At 66.7% G+C, this 22491-nt stretch carries 18 protein-coding genes and 1 pseudogene; 7 read left to right on the top strand and 12 right to left on the bottom strand.

Annotation, left to right across the window (positions count from 1 at the left end):
* Positions 1 to 187 (bottom strand): annotated as a pseudogene (locus E3O67_RS15985) (Fe-S cluster assembly protein SufB); the annotation flags it as partial.
* A 267-nt stretch (positions 188 to 454) separates the two neighbouring features.
* Between E3O67_RS15985 and E3O67_RS15980 the strand changes: the two are divergent.
* A complete protein-coding gene (locus E3O67_RS15980; protein WP_135103151.1) occupies positions 455 to 1396 on the top strand; it encodes a heme A synthase in 942 nt (313 codons plus the stop codon).
* 26 nt (positions 1397 to 1422) lie between these two features.
* On the opposite strand, the gene E3O67_RS15975 is transcribed toward E3O67_RS15980, so the two are convergent.
* On the bottom strand, positions 1423 to 2343 hold the full coding sequence (locus E3O67_RS15975; protein ID WP_134431218.1) for a heme o synthase: 921 nt from the start codon (positions 2341 to 2343) through the stop codon (positions 1423 to 1425).
* Positions 2344 to 2627: 284 nt separating this feature from the next.
* On the opposite strand from E3O67_RS15975, the gene tkt reads away from it, so the two are divergent.
* The 6 genes from tkt to pgl all read left to right on the top strand — a co-directional run bounded on the left by tkt (position 2628) and on the right by pgl (position 10869).
* Positions 2628 to 4721: a transketolase gene (gene tkt / locus E3O67_RS15970; protein WP_135103150.1), complete on the top strand. Its 2094-nt coding sequence runs from the start codon at positions 2628 to 2630 to the stop codon at positions 4719 to 4721.
* Positions 4722 to 4782: 61 nt separating this feature from the next.
* On the top strand, positions 4783 to 5919 hold the full coding sequence (tal, locus tag E3O67_RS15965) for a transaldolase (protein ID WP_134431212.1): 1137 nt from the start codon (positions 4783 to 4785) through the stop codon (positions 5917 to 5919).
* Positions 5916 to 7523: a glucose-6-phosphate isomerase gene (locus E3O67_RS15960; RefSeq protein WP_134431209.1), complete on the top strand. Its 1608-nt coding sequence runs from the start codon at positions 5916 to 5918 to the stop codon at positions 7521 to 7523. The genes tal and E3O67_RS15960 overlap by 4 nt, the downstream gene beginning before the upstream one ends.
* Before the next feature lie 72 nt (positions 7524 to 7595).
* Positions 7596 to 9137 carry a glucose-6-phosphate dehydrogenase gene (gene zwf, locus E3O67_RS15955; protein ID WP_134431206.1) on the top strand — a complete coding sequence of 514 codons (1542 nt, stop codon included), beginning with the start codon at positions 7596 to 7598 and terminating at the stop codon, positions 9135 to 9137.
* On the top strand, positions 9134 to 10102 hold the full coding sequence (locus tag E3O67_RS15950; RefSeq protein WP_135103149.1) for a glucose-6-phosphate dehydrogenase assembly protein OpcA: 969 nt from the start codon (positions 9134 to 9136) through the stop codon (positions 10100 to 10102). The genes zwf and E3O67_RS15950 overlap by 4 nt, the downstream gene beginning before the upstream one ends.
* Positions 10099 to 10869, top strand: coding sequence for a 6-phosphogluconolactonase (pgl, locus tag E3O67_RS15945; RefSeq protein ID WP_134431200.1), 771 nt, complete (start codon positions 10099 to 10101; stop codon positions 10867 to 10869). The genes E3O67_RS15950 and pgl overlap by 4 nt, the downstream gene beginning before the upstream one ends.
* An 82-nt stretch (positions 10870 to 10951) precedes the next feature.
* On the opposite strand, the gene E3O67_RS15940 is transcribed toward pgl, so the two are convergent.
* The 10 genes from E3O67_RS15940 to uvrA form a co-directional block, all read right to left on the bottom strand.
* A complete protein-coding gene (locus E3O67_RS15940; protein ID WP_134431197.1) occupies positions 10952 to 11320 on the bottom strand; it encodes an RNA polymerase-binding protein RbpA in 369 nt (122 codons plus the stop codon).
* A 79-nt stretch (positions 11321 to 11399) separates the two neighbouring features.
* On the bottom strand, positions 11400 to 11651 hold the full coding sequence (gene secG, locus E3O67_RS15935; protein ID WP_104170978.1) for a preprotein translocase subunit SecG: 252 nt from the start codon (positions 11649 to 11651) through the stop codon (positions 11400 to 11402).
* A gap of 160 nt (positions 11652 to 11811) precedes the next feature.
* Positions 11812 to 12612, bottom strand: a complete 801-nt coding sequence (gene tpiA, locus E3O67_RS15930) for a triose-phosphate isomerase (protein WP_134431194.1) — start codon at positions 12610 to 12612, stop codon at positions 11812 to 11814.
* Positions 12603 to 13817 (bottom strand): phosphoglycerate kinase, encoded by a 1215-nt coding sequence (pgk, locus tag E3O67_RS15925; protein ID WP_134431191.1) that lies wholly within the window; start codon positions 13815 to 13817, stop codon positions 12603 to 12605. The genes tpiA and pgk overlap by 10 nt, the downstream gene beginning before the upstream one ends.
* Positions 13818 to 13828: 11 nt before the next feature.
* Complete coding sequence (gap, locus tag E3O67_RS15920) at positions 13829 to 14833, bottom strand: type I glyceraldehyde-3-phosphate dehydrogenase (RefSeq protein WP_134396085.1); 1005 nt, start codon at positions 14831 to 14833, stop codon at positions 13829 to 13831.
* An 85-nt stretch (positions 14834 to 14918) separates the two neighbouring features.
* The gene (locus tag E3O67_RS15915; RefSeq protein ID WP_135103148.1) at positions 14919 to 15545 is read right to left on the bottom strand and encodes a superoxide dismutase; all 627 of its coding nucleotides are present in this window, start codon (positions 15543 to 15545) and stop codon (positions 14919 to 14921) included.
* A 124-nt stretch (positions 15546 to 15669) separates the two neighbouring features.
* Positions 15670 to 16650, bottom strand: coding sequence for a DNA-binding protein WhiA (gene whiA / locus E3O67_RS15910; protein ID WP_135103152.1), 981 nt, complete (start codon positions 16648 to 16650; stop codon positions 15670 to 15672).
* Between the two features lie 97 nt (positions 16651 to 16747).
* Positions 16748 to 17623, bottom strand: a complete 876-nt coding sequence (gene rapZ, locus E3O67_RS15905) for an RNase adapter RapZ (protein ID WP_135103147.1) — start codon at positions 17621 to 17623, stop codon at positions 16748 to 16750.
* 62 nt (positions 17624 to 17685) lie between these two features.
* A complete protein-coding gene (gene uvrC / locus E3O67_RS15900) occupies positions 17686 to 19554 on the bottom strand; it encodes an excinuclease ABC subunit UvrC (RefSeq protein WP_135103146.1) in 1869 nt (622 codons plus the stop codon).
* A 17-nt stretch (positions 19555 to 19571) separates the two neighbouring features.
* Positions 19572 to 22439, bottom strand: a complete 2868-nt coding sequence (uvrA, locus tag E3O67_RS15895) for an excinuclease ABC subunit UvrA (protein ID WP_241982244.1) — start codon at positions 22437 to 22439, stop codon at positions 19572 to 19574.
* Between the last annotated feature and the right edge of the window lie 52 nt (positions 22440 to 22491).

Genomic DNA, 22491 nt, shown 5'->3' with positions numbered 1-22491 from the left:
GTTCGAGGGCCTTCAGGCGACGCTGCAACATCCACTCCGGCTCGCTCTTGAGGTTGGAGATGTCGGTCACCACCTCCGGCGAGATGCCACGGCGAGCGGAGGCCCCGGCAGCGTCGGAATCCGACCAACCGAATTCATACACGCCGAGCCCCGAAAGTTCAGGGCGGTCAAGCAGGACGTCAGACATATCTACCTCTTCTCCCATCCACGGCAACCCGGATATCAGTCCGGTCATTCCCAGAATGGCCTCCAGCGGAGACCCGGTCGGGGAACGGGTTGTGTGGGCGGCTACGTTGCGTACCTAAGATGTTTAAGAACGACGGGGTGGTGCGCCGCGATTATGTCAACCGCTGTGTTCCCGCCCATGAAACACCTAATTCTACAGGCTGGCGACGGGATCCTTCGTGCGACCCGGCGTTTTCACATGTGGTCCATTGAAGAGGGAGCAGAACCGGTGAATCGAATTGCGGCGTGGTTGCCGAACAGGATCGACAGGCGCGTGCGGGTGATCGCGTGGGTCTACCTCGCCGCCCAGATTCTTCTGGTCGGCACGGGCGGCCTCGTGCGCCTGACCAGCTCGGGCCTCGGCTGCCCCACCTGGCCCAAGTGCACCGCCGATTCCCTGGTCAACACGCCCGAGATGGGAATCCACGGCTTCATCGAGTTCGGCAATCGCCTGCTCGGGATCGCCCTCGGCCTGATCGCCATCGCGGCGTTCCTTGCCGTCGTCCGCCTGCGCAAGGAGCGCCCTGACCTGTTCTGGATCGCCCTGCTGGCGGGCCTGGGCATTCCCGCTCAGGCCGTCATCGGCGGGATCAGCGTCCTCGCGCAGCTGAACCCGTATGTGGTCGGCTTCCACTTCGTGATCTCCGTGATCCTGGTATCGCTGTGCACCGTCTTCGTGCACCGCGTCTACACCGGTCGGGTGCAACGCACCCTCGCGGTGCCGGTCCGGTACCGGACGCTGGCCTACGTGACCAGTGCGGTCGTGTTCATCACGATCCTCGTCGGCATCCTCACCACCGGCTCCGGCCCGCACGCCGGCGACGCGGATGCTCCGCGCACCGGCCTCGACCCCGAAGTCCTGCAGCACGTGCACAGCTGGCCGGCCTATGCCACCGTGGTCCTCACCGTGATCCTCCTGGTCGCCGCCTTCTCGCGCGCCCTGCCCACGCAGGGCTGGGCCCTGCTGCTGCTGCTCGTCGAGGCCATGCAGGTCGGCGTCGGCCTGATCCAGTCCAACACGGGGCTCCCGGCCGGGCTGGTCGGCATCCACATGGTGCTTTCCTGCGTGCTCGTTGCCGTCATGACCGCGCTGGTCCTTGATCTCCGCGCACCGGTCGACATGCGCCTGTCACCGCTGGCAACCGACGCCGCTCTGGTCGGACGCCGCTAGCCGATGCCGTCGCCCCAGGCGCTTCTCTAGAACGGGAGCAGCGGGTCAACCCCGACGGCCAAGAACAGCAGGGTGAGGTACGCGATCGACCCGTGGAAGACGCGCATCGGGGACACCTCCGCATGGCGGATCGCCATGCCGTAGAGCCGGTGCGTTTCGTAGATGAACCAGGCGCCGGTGACCAAGGCCACGAAAAGGTACAACAGACCCATGTCGGCGATCGGCACGAGCAGTAGCGAGCAGGCGACGGTCGCCCAGGCGTAGAGGATGACCTGCAGGCCCACCTGACTCCGGCCCCGAACGACGGCAAGCATCGGCACCCCCGCCGCCTGATAGTCGTCCCGGTATTTCATGGACAGCGGCCAGTAGTGCGGCGGCGTCCAGAGGAAGATGATCAGGAACAGGATGAACGGCGGCCATGACAGGTCGCCGGTCACGGCCGCCCAGCCGATCAGCACCGGCATGCAGCCCGCGATCCCGCCCCACACGATGTTCTGGGCCGTGCGCCGTTTCAGCACCATCGTGTAGAAGACGACATAGAGCAGGATGGCGGCGAGCGACAAGGCCGCGGCGAGCCAGTTCGTGAAGGCCAGCAACCAGAGAATGGATGCCAATCCGACCAGCCACGCGAACACCAGCGCCTGCCGGTCGGAGAGCTCCCCCGTGACCAGTGGGCGATTCCGGGTGCGCTTCATCACCCGGTCGATGTCCCGGTCGAGGTAGCAGTTGAATGCCCCGGCCGAGCCGGCACTGAGGGAACCGCCGATCAGGGTCGCAAGGACCAGCCACAGGCTCGGGATGCCCTGCTCTGCCAGGATCATCGTGGGAGCGGTCACCACCAGAAGCAGCTCCACGACCCGCGGCTTGGTCAGCGACAGGTAGGCCCTGGCCGTGCGGCGGAACGTGCGCGGGGTGCTCAGGATGTAGGTTTCGGCGGCTCCGGGCATGGCTCCTCCAATGCTGGTGACAGTGAATGTGATTCTAGGCGACCAGCCGGAACCGGGACCGTCGACGGCCCGCTCGGGTGCGCCACGGAAGGACACATCACCGGGTCCGAACCGGCGTTGCCTATACTGGGGCATGCTCGCCAATCTCGGTGCATGCATGCTGATCCACCGGAACCGGGCATCTGCTGCGACACCGTGATGACGCTGATGTCCTCGGGCGCGCACAATAGCGGGTGCGGGTTCTCAGCAACCTTCTCCCTTGTCTTCAGAAGGGTCAATACCAAGTGGCAGCACTGCAGTGGGATTCCATCGACAGCAAGGCGGTCGACACCGCACGCCTCCTCGCGGCCGACGCCGTGGAGAAGGTCGGGAACGGACATCCGGGTACCGCCATGAGCCTTGCTCCGGCCGCCTACCTTCTGTTCCAGAAGGTCATGCGGCGGGACCCGTCCGACAACGAGTGGATCGGTCGTGACCGCTTCATCCTCTCGGTCGGACACAGCTCGCTCACCCAGTACGTTCAGTTGTACCTGGGCGGCTACGGCCTCGAGCTCGACGATCTGAAGGCGCTGCGCACCTGGGGTTCCAAGACCCCCGGGCACCCGGAATACGGTCACACCGACGGAGTCGAGATCACGACCGGTCCCCTGGGCCAAGGACTGGCCTCCGCCGTCGGCTTCGCCTACGCCTCCCGCTTCGAGCGGGGACTGTTCGACCCGGATGCGTCCGCCGGCACCAGCCCGTTCGACCACTTCGTCTACGTGATCGCCGGAGACGGTGACCTGCAGGAAGGCATCACGAGCGAGGCTTCCTCCCTCGCCGGACACCAGCAGCTCGGCAACCTGATCGCGATCTACGACAGCAACCAGATCTCCATCGAGGACGACACCAACATCGCCTTCACCGAGGACGTCGCGGCCCGGTACGCGGCCTACGACTGGCACGTGCAGACCGTCGATTGGAAGAAGACCGGCGCCTACGTCGAGGACGTCGCCGCGCTCAACGACGCGATCGAGGCGGCCCAGGCCGTCACCGACAAGCCGTCGCTGATCATCCTGAAGACCATCATCGGCTGGCCCAGCCCGAAGAAGCAGAACACGGGCAAGATCCACGGTTCGGCGCTCGGCGCGGAGGAGCTGGCCGCCGTCAAGACGGTTCTCGGCTTCGACCCCGCGCAGACCTTCGAGGTCACCGACGAGGTCATCGCGCACACCCGCCGGGCCGTAGACCGCGGCGCCGCCGCGCACGCCGCCTGGACCGTCGAGTTCGACGCCTGGGCGACCGCGAACCCCGAGCGCAAACTCCTACTCGACCGGGTGCTCTCCGGCGACCTGCCCGACGGCGTCGACGCGGCCCTGCCCGTCTTCGCCGCCGGAACGGAGGTGTCGACCCGTGCCGCGTCCGGCAAGGTCCTGACCGCCCTCGGCGCCGTCATCCCCGAACTCTGGGGCGGCTCCGCGGACCTCGCCGAATCGAACAACACCACCATCGCTGGTGCGGCCTCGTTCATCCCGGCCGAGCACTCCACCGGTGAATGGACCGGCGACCGGTACGGCCGTGTGCTGCACTTCGGCATCCGTGAACACGCCATGGCCGCCATTCTCAACGGCATCGTGCTGCACGGGAACACCCGCCCCTTCGGCGGCACCTTCCTGATCTTCAGCGACTACATGCGACCGGCCATCCGTCTGGCCGCACTGATGCAGTCCCCGACGATCTTCGTCTGGACGCACGACTCCGTCGCCCTCGGCGAGGACGGTCCCACCCACCAGCCGATCGAGCAGCTCGCAACCCTGCGCGCCATCCCCGGACTCGATGTGGTGCGCCCCGGCGACGCCAACGAGGTGTCCTGGGCGTGGAAGACCATCCTCGAGCGTCGCCAGGGCCCGGCCGGCATCGTACTGACCCGCCAGAACATTCCCGTGTTCGAACGCGGCGAGGGCGACGCCACCGGCGACGTGCTCGCATCCGCCCAGAACGTCGCGAAGGGCGCCTACGTGCTCGCCGAGGCGCAGGGCGGAACCCCCGACGTGATCCTGATCGGCACCGGCTCCGAGGTGCAACTCGCCCTCGCGGCCCGCGAGCAGCTCCAGACGGAGGGCATCAGCGCGCGCGTCGTCTCCGCCCCCAGTCTCGAATGGTTCAGGGAGCAGAGCGCCGAGTACCGCGAGTCGGTTCTGCCGGCATCGATCACCGCCCGGGTGTCGGTCGAGGCGGGCATCGCGTTGACCTGGGACAAGTACGTCGGCGACCGCGGCCGCAGCGTCTCGATCGAGCACTTCGGTGCGTCGGCCGATTACAAGACCCTGTTCCGTGAATTCGGCATCACGACGGATGCCGTCGTGGCCGCCGCCAAGGAATCCCTCGCCGCGCACTGAGATCGCCGCGCCGCGACACCGCACACACCTGATTACCCTGCATTCCAAGGAGATACGAAATATGACTGAAACCACTCCCCTCGCCGAGCTGTCACTGGCCGGCGTCAGCATCTGGCTGGACGACCTGTCCCGTGAGCGCATCGCTTCCGGCGGCCTGGCGAACCTGATCGACACGAAGAACGTCGTCGGCGTGACCACCAACCCGACGATCTTCGCCGGCGCCCTCAGCAAGGGCGAGGCGTACGCGGAGCAGGTGGCCGCTCTTGCCGCCGCCGGAACCAGCGTGCACGACGCCGTGTTCGAGATCACCACCGACGATGTGACCGCGGCCAGCGACATCTTCCGCCCCGTCTACGATCGCACCCACGGCGTCGACGGGCGCGTCTCGATCGAGGTCGAGCCCGGACTGGCCCACGACGCGGCCGGCACGGTCACGCAGGCCCAGGCACTGTGGGCGAAGGTCAACCGGCCCAACGCCATGATCAAGATCCCCGCCACGGTGGAAGGCCTCGACGCGATCACCGCGACGATCGCCCTCGGTATCAGCGTCAACGTCACCCTGATCTTCAGCCTCGAGCGTCACCGCCAGGTCATCAACGCGTACCTGTCCGGCCTGGAGAAGGCCAAGGCGGCCGGCATCGACCTCGCCACGATCCACTCCGTGGCATCGTTCTTCGTGTCGCGGGTCGACACCGAGATCAATGCCCGCCTCGAGGTCATCGGCACGGATGCCGCGCTCGCCCTCAAGAGCAAGGCCGGCGTCGCGAACGCCCAGCTCGCCTACCAGGTCTACGAGGAAGCCTTCTCCACCGAGCGCGCCCTCGGCCTGATCAGCGCCGGCGCCAACAAGCAGCGTCCCCTCTGGGCCTCCACCGGCGTCAAGGACACCACCCTCCCCGACACCCTCTACGTGACCAACCTGGTCGCGCCCGAGGTCGTCAACACCATGCCCGAGAAGACCCTCGACGCCACACTCGACCACGGCGTCATCCCCGCCAATTCCATCACCGGAGCGTACGACGAAGCCAACCGGGTCCTCGACGCCCTCGCCAACGAGGGTGTTTCGTACAACGACGTCACCCAGGTTCTCGAAGCCGAAGGCGTCGCCAAGTTCATCATCTCCTGGAACGAACTCCTCGACACCGTGACCGCTGCGCTCGACGCCGCCAAGGCGACCGAGACCGAGGCCGCGCTGTGAGTTTCCGAATCTCGGTCACCGGCGCGGCGGCGGAGGCCGTTCGCACCACGGTCCCGACCCTGGTGGCCGACCTCGTCGCATCCGGGATCACCGCCCTCGACCCGGCCCTCTGGGGTCCGGACGCCGAAGCCGAAGCCGCGAAGCGACTCGGCTGGACGGAGTCCGTCGCGGATTCCCGCCCGTTGGTCCCGGAGATCCTCGCCCTGCGTGACTCCCTGCGGGCCGCCGGCGTCACCCGCATCGCCCTCGCCGGCATGGGCGGCTCGTCGCTGGCCCCCGAGGTCATCACCCGCACCTCGGGCGTGAACCTCACCGTGCTCGACTCGACCGACCCCGGGCAGGTCCTCGCGGCCCTCGGCGAGGACCTGGCCGTGACGGCACTCGTCGTGTCATCGAAGTCCGGATCCACCGCCGAGACCGACAGCCAGCGCCGCGTCTTCGAGCGCGCGTTCCGCAAGGCCGGTATCGACCCCGTCGAGCGCATCATCATCGTGACCGACCCCGGTTCCCCGCTCGACGCGGACGCCCGCGCCGTTGGCTACCGCGTCTTCAACGCGGACCCGACGGTCGGCGGACGTTTTTCGGTACTGACCGCGTTCGGACTTGTCCCCTCCGGCCTCGCCGGCGTCGACATCGCCGAACTGCTCGACGAGGCGGAGGCCATTTCGCTCTCCCTCGCCGTGGACAGCCCCGAGAACCCGGGCCTCATCCTGGGTGCGGCCATCGCCGCGACCACCCCACGCCGCGACAAGCTCGCGATCGTCGCGGACGGTACCCACATCGTCGGTTTCCCGGACTGGGCCGAACAGCTCATCGCCGAATCCACCGGCAAGCAGGGCATCGGCATCCTCCCGGTCGTGCTCGACCCGGACGCCCCCGAACTGGCGCTGAACCTCCCGGACCTTCAGGTTGTGCGCCTAGTCGCCGACGCCGGCCTCCACGTGTTCCCCGACGACAACGGACGCGATGAGATCCGGGTCAGCGGCACCCTCGGCGCGCAGTTCCTCGTCTGGGAGTACGCCACGGCCGTCGCCGGCCGCCTGCTCGGAATCAACCCGTTCGACCAGCCGGATGTCGAGGCCGCGAAGAACGCGACTCGCGGCCTGCTCGACGCCCGCCCCGAGCCGGCCCCGGCCGCGTTCATCTCGGACGGAATCGAGATCCGCGGCACCGCGCACGTGATCGGGGCCGCCAGCGACCTGGCTTCCGCTGTCGATGCCCTGATCGAGGAGCTGGGCACGGACGGCTACATCTCAGTGCAGGCCTACGTCAACCGGCTCGCATTCCCGCAGCTCGCCGAAATCCGCGACCTGCTGGCAGCACTGGCCAAGCGCCCGGTCACGTTCGGCTGGGGACCCCGTTTCCTGCACTCCACCGGCCAGCTGCACAAGGGCGGACCGGCCTCCGGCGTGTTCCTGCAGATCCTCACCACCCCGGACGTCGACCTCGACATCCCGGAGCGCCCCTTCACGTTCGGGGAACTCATCCAGGCCCAGGCCAGCGGTGACGCCAGCGTGCTGGCGGACCACGGTCGCCCGGTGCTGACGCTGACGCTGACCGACCCGGCGACAAACATCACGACCCTGTTCGACGCCCTGCGCTAGACCGTTCGGCGCCGGCCACCCGGCCGGCGCCGGATTCGATCGTGCTCGACCGCCACACCTCGAAGGAGCTGCATGTCCCCGGTGGAAATCACCCCGGAGTTCAATCCACTGCGTTCACCGAACGACTACCGTCTGAATCGTATCGCCGGGCCCAGCAGCCTCGTGATCTTCGGCGTCACCGGTGACCTGTCGCGGAAGAAACTCATGCCGGCCGTCTATGACCTGGCCAACCGCGGCCTGCTTCCGCCGGGCTTCGCGCTCGTCGGATTCGCTCGCCGGGACTGGACCGACGAGGACTTCATGAAAGTCGTGCACGACTCGGTCAAGGAGTACGCGCGCACGGAGTTCAACGAGGACGTCTGGACCCAGCTGGCCGAGGGCATCCGTTTCGTTCCGGGGTCCTTCGACGACGCCGCGTCGTTCCAGCTACTCAAGGACACCATCGCCCAGCTCGACCGGGAGCGCGGGACGATGGGGAACCATGCGTTCTACCTGTCGATCCCGCCGAAGGCGTTCCCCCAGGTCACGGAGCAGCTCCGTCGCTCCGGCCTGGCCGAGCAGACAGACGGGCAGTGGCGGCGGGTCGTGATCGAGAAGCCTTTCGGCAGCGACCTGCAGACCGCGCGCGAATTGAACGCCGTCGTCGAGTCGGTCTTCCCGCCCGACTCGGTCTTCCGCATCGACCACTACCTGGGCAAGGAGACCGTGCAGAACATCCTGGCCCTGCGCTTCGCCAACCAGCTGTACGAGCCGATCTGGAACGCCCACTTCGTCGACCACGTTCAGATCACCATGGCCGAAGACATCGGCGTGGGTGGCAGAGCCGGCTACTACGACGGTATCGGCGCGGCCAGGGACGTCATCCAGAACCACCTTCTGCAGCTCCTGGCGCTGACCGCCATGGAGGAGCCCATCTCCTTCGACGCGGCCGACCTGCGCACGGAGAAGGAGAAGGTCCTCGCTTCCGTTCGGCTTCCTGACGACCTGGCTCGCGGCACCGCCCGGGGCCAGTACACCGGCGGCTGGCAGGGCGGCGAGAAAGTCCTGGGTTTCCTGGACGAGGAGGGGATGGACCCTGAATCGATCACCGAAACGTATGCCGCGTTGCGGCTGACCATCGAGAACCGGCGTTGGTCGGGAGTCCCGTTCTACCTGCGTGCGGGCAAGCGGCTGGGCCGCCGGGTCACCGAGATCGCCGTGGTCTTCAAACGCGCCCCCCAGCACCTCTTCGGGAAGGGCAACTCCGCACCCTTGGGCGAGAATGCCCTGGTCATCCGGGTACAGCCCGACGAGGGCGTCACCATCCGGTTCGGCTCCAAGGTGCCCGGCGCCGGCATGCAGGTGCGCGATGTGACGATGGACTTCGGCTACGGGCATGCCTTCACGGAGGCCAGCCCCGAAGCCTACGAGCGTCTGATCCTCGACGTGCTCCTGGGTGACCCGCCCCTCTTCCCCCGGCATGAGGAGGTCGAGCTCTCCTGGAAGATCCTCGACCCGATCGAGGACTTCTGGGCGGAGCAGGGCCAGCCGGAGCAATACCGGCCCGGAACCTGGGGTCCTGCCTCAGCCGATGAACTGCTGTCCCGAGACGGCCGACACTGGAGACGCCCATGATCGTCGATCTGCCCAACACCACCACCTCCAAGATCTCGAAGTCCCTGGTGCGCATCCGTGAGGAAGGCGGTGCCGTGGCCCTCGGCCGTGTCCTCACGCTGATCATCGCGTCGACCATGGGCCGCGAGGAAGAGGCCATCGAAGCCGCCAACGACGCGTCCCGGGAACACCCCATGCGCGTGATCGTTCTGTCGACGATGGACCAGGACGCCACCGCCGCTCCGCTCGCCCCCCGGGTCGACGCGGAGATCCGCGTCGGTGGCGACGCGGGCGCCAGCGAGGTGATCGTGCTGCGCGCCTACGGCGAGGCCGCCAGCGACCCGGAGAGCCTGGTTATGGGCCTGCTCCTGCCCGATGCCCCGGTCGTGGCCTGGTGGCCGGGTGTGGCGCCGACCGTGCCCGCCGAATCGCCACTCGGACGCATCGCCCACCGGCGCATCACGGATGCCTCCGCGCAGCCTGACCCGCAGGGCGCGCTGCACCACCTCTGCAGCTCCTACCGGCCCGGCGACACGGACTTCGCCTGGACCCGGCTCACCCTCTGGCGTGCCCAGCTCGCGGCCGTCCTCGACCAGCCGCCGTACCTGCCCGTGACCGCGGTGCAGGTGTCCGGTGCCGCGGACTCCCCATCCACGACCCTGCTTGCCGCCTGGCTCGCCCTGCAGTTGCAGGTCCCCGTCGAGTACGAGTTCACCACGGGGCCTCTGTCCCACGGCATCCGAAGCGTACACCTGACCCGCTCGGCCGGGCTGATCTCGCTCGAACGCGACGTTCCCAATATCGCCAGACTCACCCAGCCCGGCCAGCCGGTCCAGGACCTCACCCTCAAGCGCCGAAGTCTGCGCGACTGCCTCAGCGACGAGCTGCGACGCCTCGACCCCGATGAGCTGTATGGTGAGGTCATCACGCGCGGCCTACCGCACCTTGACGATGTGGTCGCAGAACACAACGAAGGACGACCGTGACCAACGAACGACGCGTACTCGTGCACCCCGATCGGGCGGCCCTGGCTGCCTCGGTTGCGGCACGTTTCATCACAACGACCGTGGACCTCCTGCATGAACAGGGTGAGGTCAACGTCGTCCTGGCCGGCGGGACCGTCGCAATGGAGGTCCTGGCGGCTGTCAACGCCTCTGCGGCCCGCGACACCATCGACTGGGACCAAGTCACCTTCTGGTGGGGCGACGAGCGCTGGGTGCCCAAGAAGCACCCCGACCGAAACGAGCTCCAGGCCCGCACGGCCCTGCTCGATCACATCCGGATCCCGGAGGGGAACATCCACCCGTTCGCCGCCTCCGACGAGGGGGTCGACCTTGACGCCGCCGTCGAGGAGTACGCCGCATTGCTTGAGTCCTCCTCGATCGAGGGAACCGACCTGCCGCGTTTCGACATCACCTTCCTCGGCGTAGGCCCGGACGGCCATGTCGCCTCCCTGTTCCCGCACCAGCCCGGTATCCGCGAGCACGGCAAGAGCGTGCTCGCCGTGCGCAACTCCCCCAAGCCCCCGTCGGAGCGGCTCAGCCTCAGCCGCCCGGCCCTGAACTCCTCACGATGCGTGTGGATGGTGCTGGCCGGTCCGGACAAGGCCTCGGCACTCGGACTCGCCCTCGCGGGCGCGAGTCGCGACGAGGTTCCCGTGGCGGGCATCAAGGGCCGCCGGTACACGAACTTCTTCGTCGACCGGGAGGCGGCTGCGGAGGTACCCGAGAACCTCACCGCGTCGAACTTCTAAACGCGGCCACCGCCCCTGCTGAACCCGCTCAATGTGAAAGGCCCCGACCGGAGTCGGGGCCTTTCACATTGAACCAGATGCGTCAGTTCGTCGCGGACAATTTTCCCCGGCGCACGCGAAGCTGCTGCAGCGCCTCCTCGAGAAGCGACTCTGCCTCTTCCTCGGTACGGCGTTCCTTCACGTACGCGAGGTGCGTCTTGTACGGTTCGAGTTTGACCACCGACGGCGGATTCTCCTTGTCGCGCCCGGCCGGGAGCCCCGACGACGGGCAATCGATCGTTTCGGGGATCTCCTCGTCGGGGAGGTTCGCCGCAAAATATCGAACGGTCTCGTTGCCGAGGGCGTCCCAATAAGACACTTTGATGCGGTCCGCGTGAAAGCCGCGGTCCTGCTCGCCCATGGGGCCGGCACCGACCCGGGATCCTCTGATTGCGCTGCCACCAGATGCCATTATGTTCCTCCGCTTGAAAAGGGCGTTGAAGCCGATTGACCGGTTGAGCCGAAGCTCGTCGAACCTGTGAAACGGGCGGCTAAAGCCCCGTGTCGAACTTGGTGATGAGTCCCAGGATCACGATGCAGGTGATCCAGAGCAGCCCCAGGATGACGGTGATCCGATTGAGGTTGCGCTCCGCGACCCCGGACGCGCCGAGGTTGGAAGTGACACCTCCGCCGAACATGTCGGACAGACCGCCACCACGCCCCTTGTGAAGCAAAATGAGCATGGTCAGCAGGAGGCTCGTAATTCCGAGCAACACCTGCAACACAACCTGGAGAATCTCCACGCGAAACCTTTCACAGTGCGATGGGCACAAGAAACCCATCAAGATCAGTGATAATCATAGCCTGACTCACGAACCAGCCCACCGACCCCCTGTTGGGGGCCGGTGGGCTGGTTACGTCCTGCTGTCGAGGTGAGACAGCAGTTTTCATGCAGTCGTCCTGTTACAGACCGACGTGCTGCTGGAACCGGACGATGCTCGAGAACTCGTCGATGTCCAGGCTGGCGCCGCCCACGAGGGCGCCGTCGACGTTCGGTTCGCGCATGAAGCCCGCGATGTTCGAACCCTTCACGGAACCGCCGTACAGGATGCGGGTCTTGTCGGCCACATCCTGACCCAGCGTCTCCTTCAGCACGAGACGCAACTGCGCCGCAACCTGCTCGGCCTGCTCAGGCGTTGCCGCCTTGCCGGAACCGATCGCCCAGACTGGCTCGTAGGCAACGACGAAGTCGGCCGCGTTGGTCACGCCGGACAGGGCCGCCCGCAACTGGGCGACCGGCACGGCGCTCGGACCGTGCAGTTCCAAGTCTGCGGCGGACTCGCCGACGCAGATGATCGGAACCAGGTTGTGCTTGAGCGCTGCCGCGACCTTCGCCGCGACGACCTCGTCAGTCTCGGCGTGCAGTGTGCGTCGCTCGGAGTGACCGATCAACACGTACTTGCACTCGAGCTGCGCGAGGAACGCGCCGGAGATCTCGCCGGTGAACGCACCCGAATCCTGAGCCGACAGGTCCTGACCGCCGAAAGCGATCGGTAGCTTGTCGGCGGAGACGAGCGTCTGCACGGAGCGGAGGTCGGTGAACGGTGGGAACACCGCAACCTCGACCGCGGCGACATCATGCTTCGCATCCTTGAGGTTCCACGCGAGCTTCTGGACGAATGCGATGGCCTGGAGGTGATCCAGGTTCATCTTCCAGTTGCCGGCGATCAGCGGAGTACGCCGTGGGTGTTCGTTTACTGCCATCCGAGGACCTCCAGTCCTGGCAGGCGCTTACCCTCGAGGAACTCGAGGCTGGCGCCGCCGCCGGTAGAAATGTGACCGAACCGGTCATCGGTGAAACCGAGGATGCGCACGGCCGCGGCCGAATCTCCGCCACCGACAACACTCAGGCCGTCGACCTCGGTCAGCGCGCCGGCCACCGCACGGGTGCCCTCGGCAAACGGTGCCATCTCGAACACGCCCATCGGGCCGTTCCAGAAGACCGTCTTCGACGACCGGATTATGTCGGCGAACGCCGCACCGGTTTCCGGACCGATGTCCAGGCCGAGACCGGAGGCACCGAAGGTGGTGTCCTCGATCGCGTTGGCCGGAGTGACCGCAACCTCGGCGTCTGCCCCGAATTTGGAGGCGACGACGATATCCGTCGGCAGCACGATCTTCACGCCCAGGCGCTCCGCTTCCAGAAGGTAACCGCGAACGGTCTCGATCTGGTCGACTTCCAGCAGGCTTGCGCCCACCTTGTGTCCCTGCGCGGCGAGGAACGTGTAAGCCATTCCGCCTCCGATGAGGAGCGAGTTGACCCGGGGCAGCAGGTGCCCGATCACGCCGAGCTTGTCGGACACCTTCGAGCCGCCCAAAACCACCGCGTACGGAGCTTCGGGCTTTTCGGTGAGGCGGTCCAGGACTTCGAGCTCCGCGGCGATCAGGAGCCCGGCCGCGCTGGGAAGGATCCCGGCGAGGTCGTACACGCTGGCCTGCTTGCGGTGCACGACGCCGAAGCCGTCCGAGACGAGCACGTCACCCAGAGCCGAAAGCTCCGTGGCGAATGATGCGCGCTCGGCGTCGTCCTTCGCGGTCTCCCCCGCGTTGAAGCGGAGGTTCTCGAGAACGACCACCTCACCGTCGGTGAGCGCGGCGACGGCGGCCTGCGCCGAAGCGCCGACCGTGTCGGTGGCGAAGGCCACGTCCGCGCCCAGGAGCTCGCCGAGGCGGGCCGCGACGGGAGCCAGGCTGTACTTGGCTTCCGGTGCGCCCTTCGGTCGGCCGAGGTGCGACACGATCACAACTCGGGCACCCTGCTCCATGAGCGCCTTGATGGTGGGCAGAGATGCCCGCACGCGGCCGTCGTCGGTGATCTGACCGTCTTGCAACGGCACATTCAGATCACACCGGACGATGACGCGCTTTCCGCCGAGCTGCCCCAGTGAATCGATAGTACGCAGCGTCACTGCGGACCCCGTTAGAGGCTCTTGGCGACGAGCGCGGTGAGGTCAACCATGCGGTTGGAGTAGCCCCACTCGTTGTCGTACCATGCGGAGAGCTTGACCTGGTCGCCGATGACACGCAGCAGGCCGGCGTCGAAGATCGAGGAGTGCGGGTCGGTGACGATGTCGCTCGAGACGATTTCGTCCTCCGTGTACATCAGGATGCCCTTGAGGGGACCCTCGGCGGCAGCCTTGTACGCAGCCTTGATGGCCTCGACGGTGACGGGGCGCTCGGCGACGACGGTGAGGTCGGTGATGGAGCCGGTGGGAACCGGAACGCGAAGCGCGAAGCCGTCAAGCTTGCCCTTGAGCTCAGGCAGAACCAGGCCGAGGGCCTTGGCGGCACCGGTCGAGGTCGGGATGATGTTCAGGGCGGCGGCGCGGGCGCGACGCAGGTCGGAGTGCGGGCCGTCCTGCAGGTTCTGGTCGGCCGTGTACGCGTGGATCGTGGTCATCAGGCCGTGCTTGATGCCGAAGTTGTCGTTGAAGACCTTCGCGAGGGGCGCGAGGCAGTTCGTGGTGCACGACGCGTTGGAGATGATGTCAAACTTGGCCGGGTCGTAGTCCGCCTCGTTGACGCCCATGACGATGGTTGCCGCGTCGCCGGAGGCGGGAGCGGAAACGATGACCTTCTTGGCACCGGCGGTGATGTGCTTGCGCGCATCCTCGGCCTTGGTGAAGCGGCCGGTGGACTCGATCACGATGTCGACGCCCAGTGCTGCCCAGGGCAGGTTGGCGGGGTCGCGCTCGGCGAGAACCTTAATCGGCTTACCGTTGACGAGGATGGTGTCTCCGTCGACCTCGACGGTGGCGGGGAGGCGACCGGTGATGGAGTCATATTTAAGAAGGTGAGCCAGCGTCTTCGCCTCGGTGAGGTCGTTCACGGCGACGATCTCGATGTCGCTGCCCTGGGCCAGGACGGCGCGAAGATAATTACGGCCAATGCGGCCAAATCCGTTAATACCAATCTTTACAGACACTGAGGTCTCCTATTGCTTGTGCGCGTGAGCGCGTTTTGGTGGGTGAATCGGACGGGCTGCGGGCCCCCGTGGGGCCCGGCTCCCCTTAGGAGAGGAGCAGCAGCCCGGTGGTCTTTTCGCGTGCGATGGTGAAGCGCTCCTGGACGTTGGCCCAGTTGACGATGTTCCAGAAGGCCTTCACGTAGTCCGCACGGACGTTGCGGTAGTCGAGGTAGTACGCGTGCTCCCAGACGTCGAGCATCAGAACCGGGATCGTGCCGGCCGCGAAGTTGGCCTGCTGGTCGAAGAACTGCTGAATGATCAGGCGCTGGCCGATCGAGTCCCAGGCGAGGACCGCCCAGCCGGAGCCCTGCACGCCGAGTGCCACAGCCGCGAAGTGGGCCTGGAACTTGTCAAAGGAACCGAAGTTGTCGTCGATCGCAGCGGCCAGGTCGCCGGTGGGCTTGTCTCCGCCGTCGGGTGACAGGTTGGTCCAGAAGATCGAGTGGTTGACGTGGCCGCCGAGGTTGAACGCGAGGTCCTTCTCGAGCTTGTTCACGTAGGTGAGGTTGCCGGTGTCGCGGGCCTCGGCCAGCTGGGCCAGGGCGGTGTTGGCACCGGTGACATAAGCCTGGTGGTGCTTGCCGTGATGGAGTTCCATGATTGTGCCGCTGATGCTTGGCGCGAGGGCCGAGTAGTCGTAGGCCAGAGCCGGAAGTGTGTATTCAGCCAATGTGCATCTCCTCTGTAGTCGTCGGCGCGAAATGCTCCGCCACCAGTTCGTGAGCAACCATTCCAGTCTACTCAGGATGCGGTGTTGCTGTGACGAACGTGGATGAACGCTGAATGTCGGGCGGTCAGACGTCGTCGAGGTCGGCTGGCAAGTTCGCGTCGGTGCCCGGCATGCCCAGGTCCGTCGCCTTCTTGTCGGCCATGGCCAGCAGGCGACGGATGCGGCCGGCGACGGCATCCTTCGTCATGGGCGGGTCGGCGTGATGGCCGAGCTCATCCAGGCTGGAGTCCCGGAAGGACAAGCGCAGCTCACCCGCGTAGCGAAGGTGCTCCGGGATCTCCTCGCCGAGGATTTCCATGGCGCGTTGCACGCGTGCGCACGCGGCGACCGCGGCCTGGGCGGAGCGGCGCAGGTTCGCGTCGTCGAAGTTGACCAGTCGGTTCGCGGTTGCACGCACCTCCCGGCGCTGGCGGAGGGCTTCCCAGTTCAGCACGGTCTCCTGAGCCCCCATCTGCACGAGCATGGCACCGATGGCGTCGCCGTCACGGATGACGACCCGGTGCACGCCCCGCACCTCGCGCGCCTTGGCAACGACTCCGAGGCGGCCGGCGGCTCCGACCAGGGCCATGGCGGATTCGTTCCCGGGGCAGGTGACCTCTAGCGCCGCCGAGCGGCCCGGATCGGTCAGGGACCCGTGGGCGAGGAAGGCGCCGCGCCAGACGGCGGCGATCTCTTCCTTCGAGCCCGTGGTGAGACGATTCGGCAGCCCGCGAATCGGACGCCGTCTCGCGTCGAGGAGTCCGGTCTGGCGCGCGAGCGTCTCACCGCCGTCGAGTACCCGCACCAGGTAGTGGCTGGCGCGCCGCAGGCCGGCGGCGGGGATCACGGTCACGTCGCTGCGCACGCCGTACAGCTCGGCAAGGTCCTTCCGCACGCGCCGCGCGAGCAGAGGGGTGTCAAGCTCCGACTCGATGGCGATCCGCCCGGAAATCATGTGCAGTCCGCCGGAGAAACGGAGGATGGTGGCCAGTTCCGCTGCACGCACCGTGGTCTTGGAAATTTCGACGCGAGCAAGCTCGTCTTTGACGTCGGCGGTGAGTGCCAATCGCTTGTCCATTCTGTCGTCCCGGCCTGATGTGGGGCCGAGTTGTAGTCGTGCCGGCTGGATTCGGCGCCTGCTGGGTGCAGTCGCCGTCGCCTTGTTATTCCCGTCCGAGGTCGCGATTCTTGACGCTGACCGCGACACCGGGGAAGTCCTTGACCAGTGCCGCTATTTCCGCGGCCATGGCGACCGAGCGGTGCTTTCCGCCCGTGCACCCGACCGCGATGGTCGCGTGGCGCTTGTTCTCCCGCTGGTAGCCCGCGAGGACCGGTTCCAAGGCGGCGGCGTAGTGCGCGATGAATTCCCGCGCCCCGGTCTGGGCGAGGACGAAGTCCCGCACCTCGGCGTCCTGGCCGTTGTGGCTGCGGAGTTCGGGAACCCAGAACGGGTTGGGCAGGAAACGGACGTCGGCGACCATGTCGACGTCGGTCGGCAGGCCGTACTTGAATCCGAAACTCATCAGCGTGACGTGCACCCCGGCGGCGTCCTCGGCCGCGAAACGGTCCGAGATCGACGTGGCCAGCTGGTGGATGTTGAGGTCGGAGGTGTCGATGACGAGGTCGCAGGACTCGCGGACGGCGCTCAGCTTGACGCGTTCGGCCGCGATCCCGTCGAGGATGGTGCCGTCGCCCTGCAGCGGATGCGGTCGGCGCACCGATTCGAACCGCCGCACGAGCACGTCGTCGCGGGCTTCAAGGAAGATGACGCGCACCTGAGACGTCTTCCGCAGAGAGTGCAGGATCTCCTGGAAGTCGGTGAAGAAGTCCCGGCCGCGGATGTCGACCACGGAGGCGATCTTGGGCAGGCTGGTACCGGCGCGGCCGACGAGTTCGGCCAGCGGGCGCAGCATCTGCGGCGGAAGGTTGTCCACGACGTACCAGCCCAGGTCTTCCAGGGCATTGGCCACGGTGGATCGGCCTGCGCCGGACATCCCCGTCACGATAAGCATTTCCTGCCTGTCGTTCTCCGTTGTCATTCTGGACTGCGCCTTCGATCGGGTGGAACCTAAGTGTCCAGCCTACCGATCAGCCGGGCCGTTCAAGCGCGCAAGTGCCGATGAATCGCCTCGGCCAGGACAGGACCGATGCCGCGAACCTCCGCGATCGCCTCCGCCGGAGCCTCCCTGAGCCGCACCACGGAGCCGAAATGCTGCAGGAGCACCTTGACCCTGGCCGGCCCGAGGCCGGGCACCTCGCCCAGCACCGACGTGATGTCCCGCTTCCTCCTCGACCGCTGGTGCATGATCGCGAACCGGTGCGCCTCATCGCGGATGCGCTGGATCAGGAATAGGGCGTCGCTGTTGCGCGGCAGGATCACCGGGTAGTCGGAGTCCGGCAGCCAGATCTCTTCGAGCCGCTTCGCGATTCCGCAGAGATGGATGCCGGTGACACCCGATTCGCGCAGCGCCCGTGCCGCCGCGGCCACCTGAGGCTGGCCGCCGTCGACGATGAGCAGGTTCGGCTGGTACCGGAACTTTTTGCGCTTCACCGTGGCGTCGGCCTCGACCTCCGGCGTCACCTCCTCGTCGGGGACCAGGTAGGCCAGGCGGCGGGTGAGCGTGCGATAGATGGAGTCCGTGTCATCCGTCGACTCGGGGATGCTGAACCGGCGGTACTCGTCGGTGCGAGGCAACCCGTCTTCGAACACCACCATGGACGCGACGATGTTGGTGCCGCTCAGGTGCGAGACGTCGTAGCACTCCATTCGGAGCGGCGCGGACGACATCTCCAATGCTTCCTGGATGTCTTCGAGTGCCTTGGACCGGGCGACGAAGTCGGAGCTCCGCCGGGTCTTGTAGAGCATCAGGGCGTGCTTGGCGTTCTGGGTGGCGGTGGCGAGCAGGGCGGCCTTCTCGCCGCGCTGGGCGGCGACGAGCCGCACCTTCCGCTTGCCGACGCCGGCCAGCCAGGTCTCCAGCGCCGCGGCATCGTCGGGCAACTCGGGCACCACGATCTCCCGGGGCGGCACGGCCCCCGACCCGTAGGCCGTGAGCATGATCGAGTCGATCAGGTCGCTCGTCGTGAGGTCGAGCTCCTTGTCGACCATCCAGCCGCGCACACCGCGGATTCGGCCGCCACGCACGATGAACAGCTGCACCGCCGCGGCGAGTTCATCCTGGTCGATGGCGAAGAGGTCGATGTCGACGCTGTCGCGGAGCACGACGGCGCTCTTCTCCAACACGGCGTTCAGCGCCCGCACCTGGTCACGCCTTTTCGCGGCGACCTCGTAGTTCTGGCTGACCGCGGCATCCTTCATCTCCGCGGTCAGCTGGTTGATCAGCTTGCGATCCTGGCTGCCCATGAAGCTGACGAATGCGTTCACGATCACCCGGTGTTCCTCGATGGAGACCAGGCCGGAGCAGGGGCCGAAGCACCGCCCGATCTGCCCGCCGAAGCACGGCTTGCCGGACTGCATGGCGCGTTTGTAGTTGGCGTTGTTACAGGTGCGGATCGGGAATGCCTTGAGCATCAGTTCGATGGTCTCGTGCACGGCCCACACCTTGGGGTACGGTCCGAAATACCGGGCCCCGCGGATGCCCGTGGTGCGGGTCACCAAGGCCCGCGGCGCCTCGTCGGCGAGGGTGACCGCGAGGTACGGGTAGGACTTGTCGTCCTTGAACTTCACGTTGAACGGGGGGTCGAACTCGTTGATCCAGGTCCACTCCAGCTGGAGGGCCTCGACCTCGGTACCGACGACCGTCCACTCGACCGATGCGGCCGTGGTGACCATGCGCCGGGTGCGCTCGTGCAGGCTGCTCAGCGGGGCGAAGTAGTTCGCCAGGCGGGCCCGCAGATTGTTGGCCTTGCCGACGTAGAGCACCCGCCCGGTTTCGTCGCGAAACCGGTATACCCCGGGGCTCGTGGGGATTTCGCCCGTCTTGGGGCGGTAGCTCAACGCGTCGGACATGATGTTTCCGGTGGCGGTCAGTGCGCCGCCAGGATCTCCTTGAGGAACATGCCGGTGTGGCTCTTCTTCACGGTGGCGACGTGCTCGGGGGTCCCCGTGGCGAGCACGCGGCCGCCGCCGGAGCCACCCTCGGGACCAAGGTCGATCACCCAGTCGGCGGACTTGATCACGTCGAGGTTGTGCTCGATCACGATCACGGTGTTGCCCTTGTCGACGAGACTGTTCAGAACGAGCAGCAGCTTGCGTACGTCTTCGAAGTGCAGGCCCGTCGTCGGCTCGTCGAGCACATAGACGCTGCGGCCGTTAGAGCGGCGCTGCAGTTCTGTGGCCAGCTTGACGCGCTGGGCCTCGCCGCCGGACAGGGTGGTGGCGCTCTGGCCGAGTCGCACATAACCGAGGCCGACCTCGACGAGGGTGTTCAGGAACCGGTGGATGGAGGTGATCGCCTCGAAGAAATCGGCGGCCTCGCTGATCGGCATGTCCAGTACCTCCGCGATGCTCTTGCCCTTGTAGTGCACGGTGAGGGTGTCGCGGTTGTAGCGCGCTCCCCCACAGACCTCGCAGGCGACGTAGACGTCGGGTAGGAAGTTCATCTCGATCTTGATCGTGCCGTCGCCCGAGCAGGCTTCACAGCGCCCACCCTTGACGTTGAAGCTGAAGCGTCCGGGCAGGTAACCCCGCGCCTTGGCTTCGATGGTTTCGGAGAACAGGGTGCGGATCTTATCGAAGACGCCGGTGTAGGTGGCCGGGTTGGAGCGCGGGGTGCGCCCGATCGGGGCCTGGTCGACGTGGATAACCTTGTCGAGCTGGTCGAGGCCGGTAACCCGGGTGTGCCGACCGGGGAGTTTGCGGGCACCGTTGAGGCGGTTGGCCAGAACCCGGTAGAGGATGTCGTTGACGAGGGACGACTTGCCGGAGCCGCTGACACCGGTCACGGCCGTGAACGTGCCGAGCGGGAAGCTGACCGACACCTTCTTGAGGTTGTTGGCCTCGGCCCCGATCACGGAGATCTCCCGGGCCGGGTCGATCGGGCGACGGATGGCCGGGGTCGGGATCGACTTGCGGCCGGCGAGGTAATCACCGGTCAGTGACTCCGTGTTGGTGAGCAGGTCGGCGTAGGAGCCGGAGTGCACGACGTGACCGCCGTTCACGCCGGCGCCCGGGCCGATGTCGACGACCCAGTCTGCGGCCTTGATTGTGTCCTCGTCATGCTCGACCACGATCAGAGTGTTCCCGAGGTCGCGCAGGGAGACCAGCGTCTCGATCAGCCGTCGGTTGTCGCGTTGGTGCAGTCCGATGCTCGGTTCGTCGAGCACGTAGAGCACCCCGGTCAGGCCGGAGCCGATCTGGGTGGCCAAACGGATGCGCTGCGCCTCGCCGCCGGAGAGGGTCGCCGCAGCCCGGGCCAGGTTGAGGTAGTTCAGGCCGACGCGGATCAGGAAGTCCAGGCGCGCCTTGATCTCGCGCAGAACCTGCGCGGCGATGACGGCCTCCCGGTCGGTCAGCTCGAGCTTGTTCATGAAACCGCAGGCGTCGGTGAGGCTGAGGTTGCAGACATCCGCGATGCTGGCCCCGTGCACCAGCACGGCGAGGACTTCGGGCTTGAGCCGGGTTCCGGAGCAGACCGGGCAGTCGACCTCGCGCAGGTACTCACCCCACCGGGCACGCTGGGTGTCCGACTCCGCCTGCAGGTACTGGCGTTCGATGTAGGGCACGACGCCCTCGAATCCGGAGGTGTAGCTCATCTCCCGGCCGTAGCGGTTCTTCCACTTCACCTTGACCTCGAAGTTGTCGCCGCGGAGCACGGCGTCCTGCACCTCGTCGGGCAGCTCGCCCCATGGGGTGTCGAGGGAGAAGTCCAGGTCGCGGGCGAGCCCGTCGAGGAGTTTCTCGTAGTACTGGAACAGCCCTTTGCCCTGGGTGGTCCAGGGCAGCACGACGCCCTCCGCGATGCTGAGCTCGGGGTCGCCGAGCAACAGGTCGGCGTCGACCGACATGCGCGTGCCGAGACCGGAGCACTCCGGGCAGGCACCGAAGGGCGCGTTGAAGGAGAACGTGCGCGGCTCGATCTCGGTGAGCTGCACGGGGTGGTTGTTGGGGCAGGAGAGTTTCTCCGAGTAGCTCTGCCAGGCCTCGTCGCCCTCCCGGTCGACGTAGTTGACCTGCACGATACCGTCGGTCAGTTTGAGCGCCGTCTCCAGGGAGTCGGTGAGTCGGCTCAGCAGGTCAGGGCCGGCGACCAGACGGTCGATGACCACGGAGATGTCGTGCTTGAGCTGCTTCTTCAGCACGGGCGGCTCGTTGAGCTGGATCTGGGTGCCGTCGACGATGGCGCGGGAGTAGCCGCCCGCGGCCAGTTCTTTGAACAGGTCGACGAATTCGCCCTTCTTCTGCGACACGACCGGGCTGAGCACCTGATAACGGATGCCCTCATCCAGTTCCATCAGTTGGTCGGCGATCTGCTGCACGGTCTGGGCCTGGATGACCTCACCGCAGACGGCGCAGTGCGGCACGCCGATGCGTGCCCAGAGCAACCGCATGTAGTCGTAGACCTCGGTGATGGTTCCCACGGTCGAGCGCGGGTTTCGGTTGGTCGAGCGCTGGTCGATCGAGACGGCGGGGCTCAACCCCTCGATGAAATCGACGTCGGGGCGGTCGACCTGGCCCAGGAACTGACGCGCGTATGCGGACAGCGATTCGACGTAACGTCGCTGTCCCTCCGCGAAGATGGTGTCGAACGCGAGCGACGACTTGCCGGAGCCGGACAGGCCGGTGAAGACGACCAGCGAATCGCGCGGGATTTCGAGGTCGACGTTGTGCAGGTTGTGCACGCGGGCGCCGCGGACGTTGAGTTTCGAGCCGGTCTCTACCTGGGAAATTGACACCATCCGATTCTATGCAGCGCCACGCGCTCCACCCTGCGAATCGGCACGCCCT

The organism is Cryobacterium sp. TMT3-29-2, from assembly GCF_004564305.1.
Lineage (GTDB): Bacteria > Actinomycetota > Actinomycetes > Actinomycetales > Microbacteriaceae > Cryobacterium > Cryobacterium sinapicolor.
This window is presented reverse-complemented; position numbering and strand designations above follow the sequence as displayed.

Coding starts and splice junctions, on each gene's coding strand:
- E3O67_RS15975 (WP_134431218.1), bottom strand. CDS start 2,343: ATGCCCGGAGCCGCCGAAACCTACATCCTGAGCACCCCGCGCACGTTC.
- tal (WP_134431212.1), top strand. CDS start 4,783: ATGACTGAAACCACTCCCCTCGCCGAGCTGTCACTGGCCGGCGTCAGC.
- zwf (WP_134431206.1), top strand. CDS start 7,596: ATGTCCCCGGTGGAAATCACCCCGGAGTTCAATCCACTGCGTTCACCG.
- E3O67_RS15950 (WP_135103149.1), top strand. CDS start 9,134: ATGATCGTCGATCTGCCCAACACCACCACCTCCAAGATCTCGAAGTCC.
- E3O67_RS15940 (WP_134431197.1), bottom strand. CDS start 11,320: ATGGCATCTGGTGGCAGCGCAATCAGAGGATCCCGGGTCGGTGCCGGC.
- tpiA (WP_134431194.1), bottom strand. CDS start 12,612: ATGGCAGTAAACGAACACCCACGGCGTACTCCGCTGATCGCCGGCAAC.
- rapZ (WP_135103147.1), bottom strand. CDS start 17,623: ATGACAACGGAGAACGACAGGCAGGAAATGCTTATCGTGACGGGGATG.
- uvrC (WP_135103146.1), bottom strand. CDS start 19,554: ATGTCCGACGCGTTGAGCTACCGCCCCAAGACGGGCGAAATCCCCACG.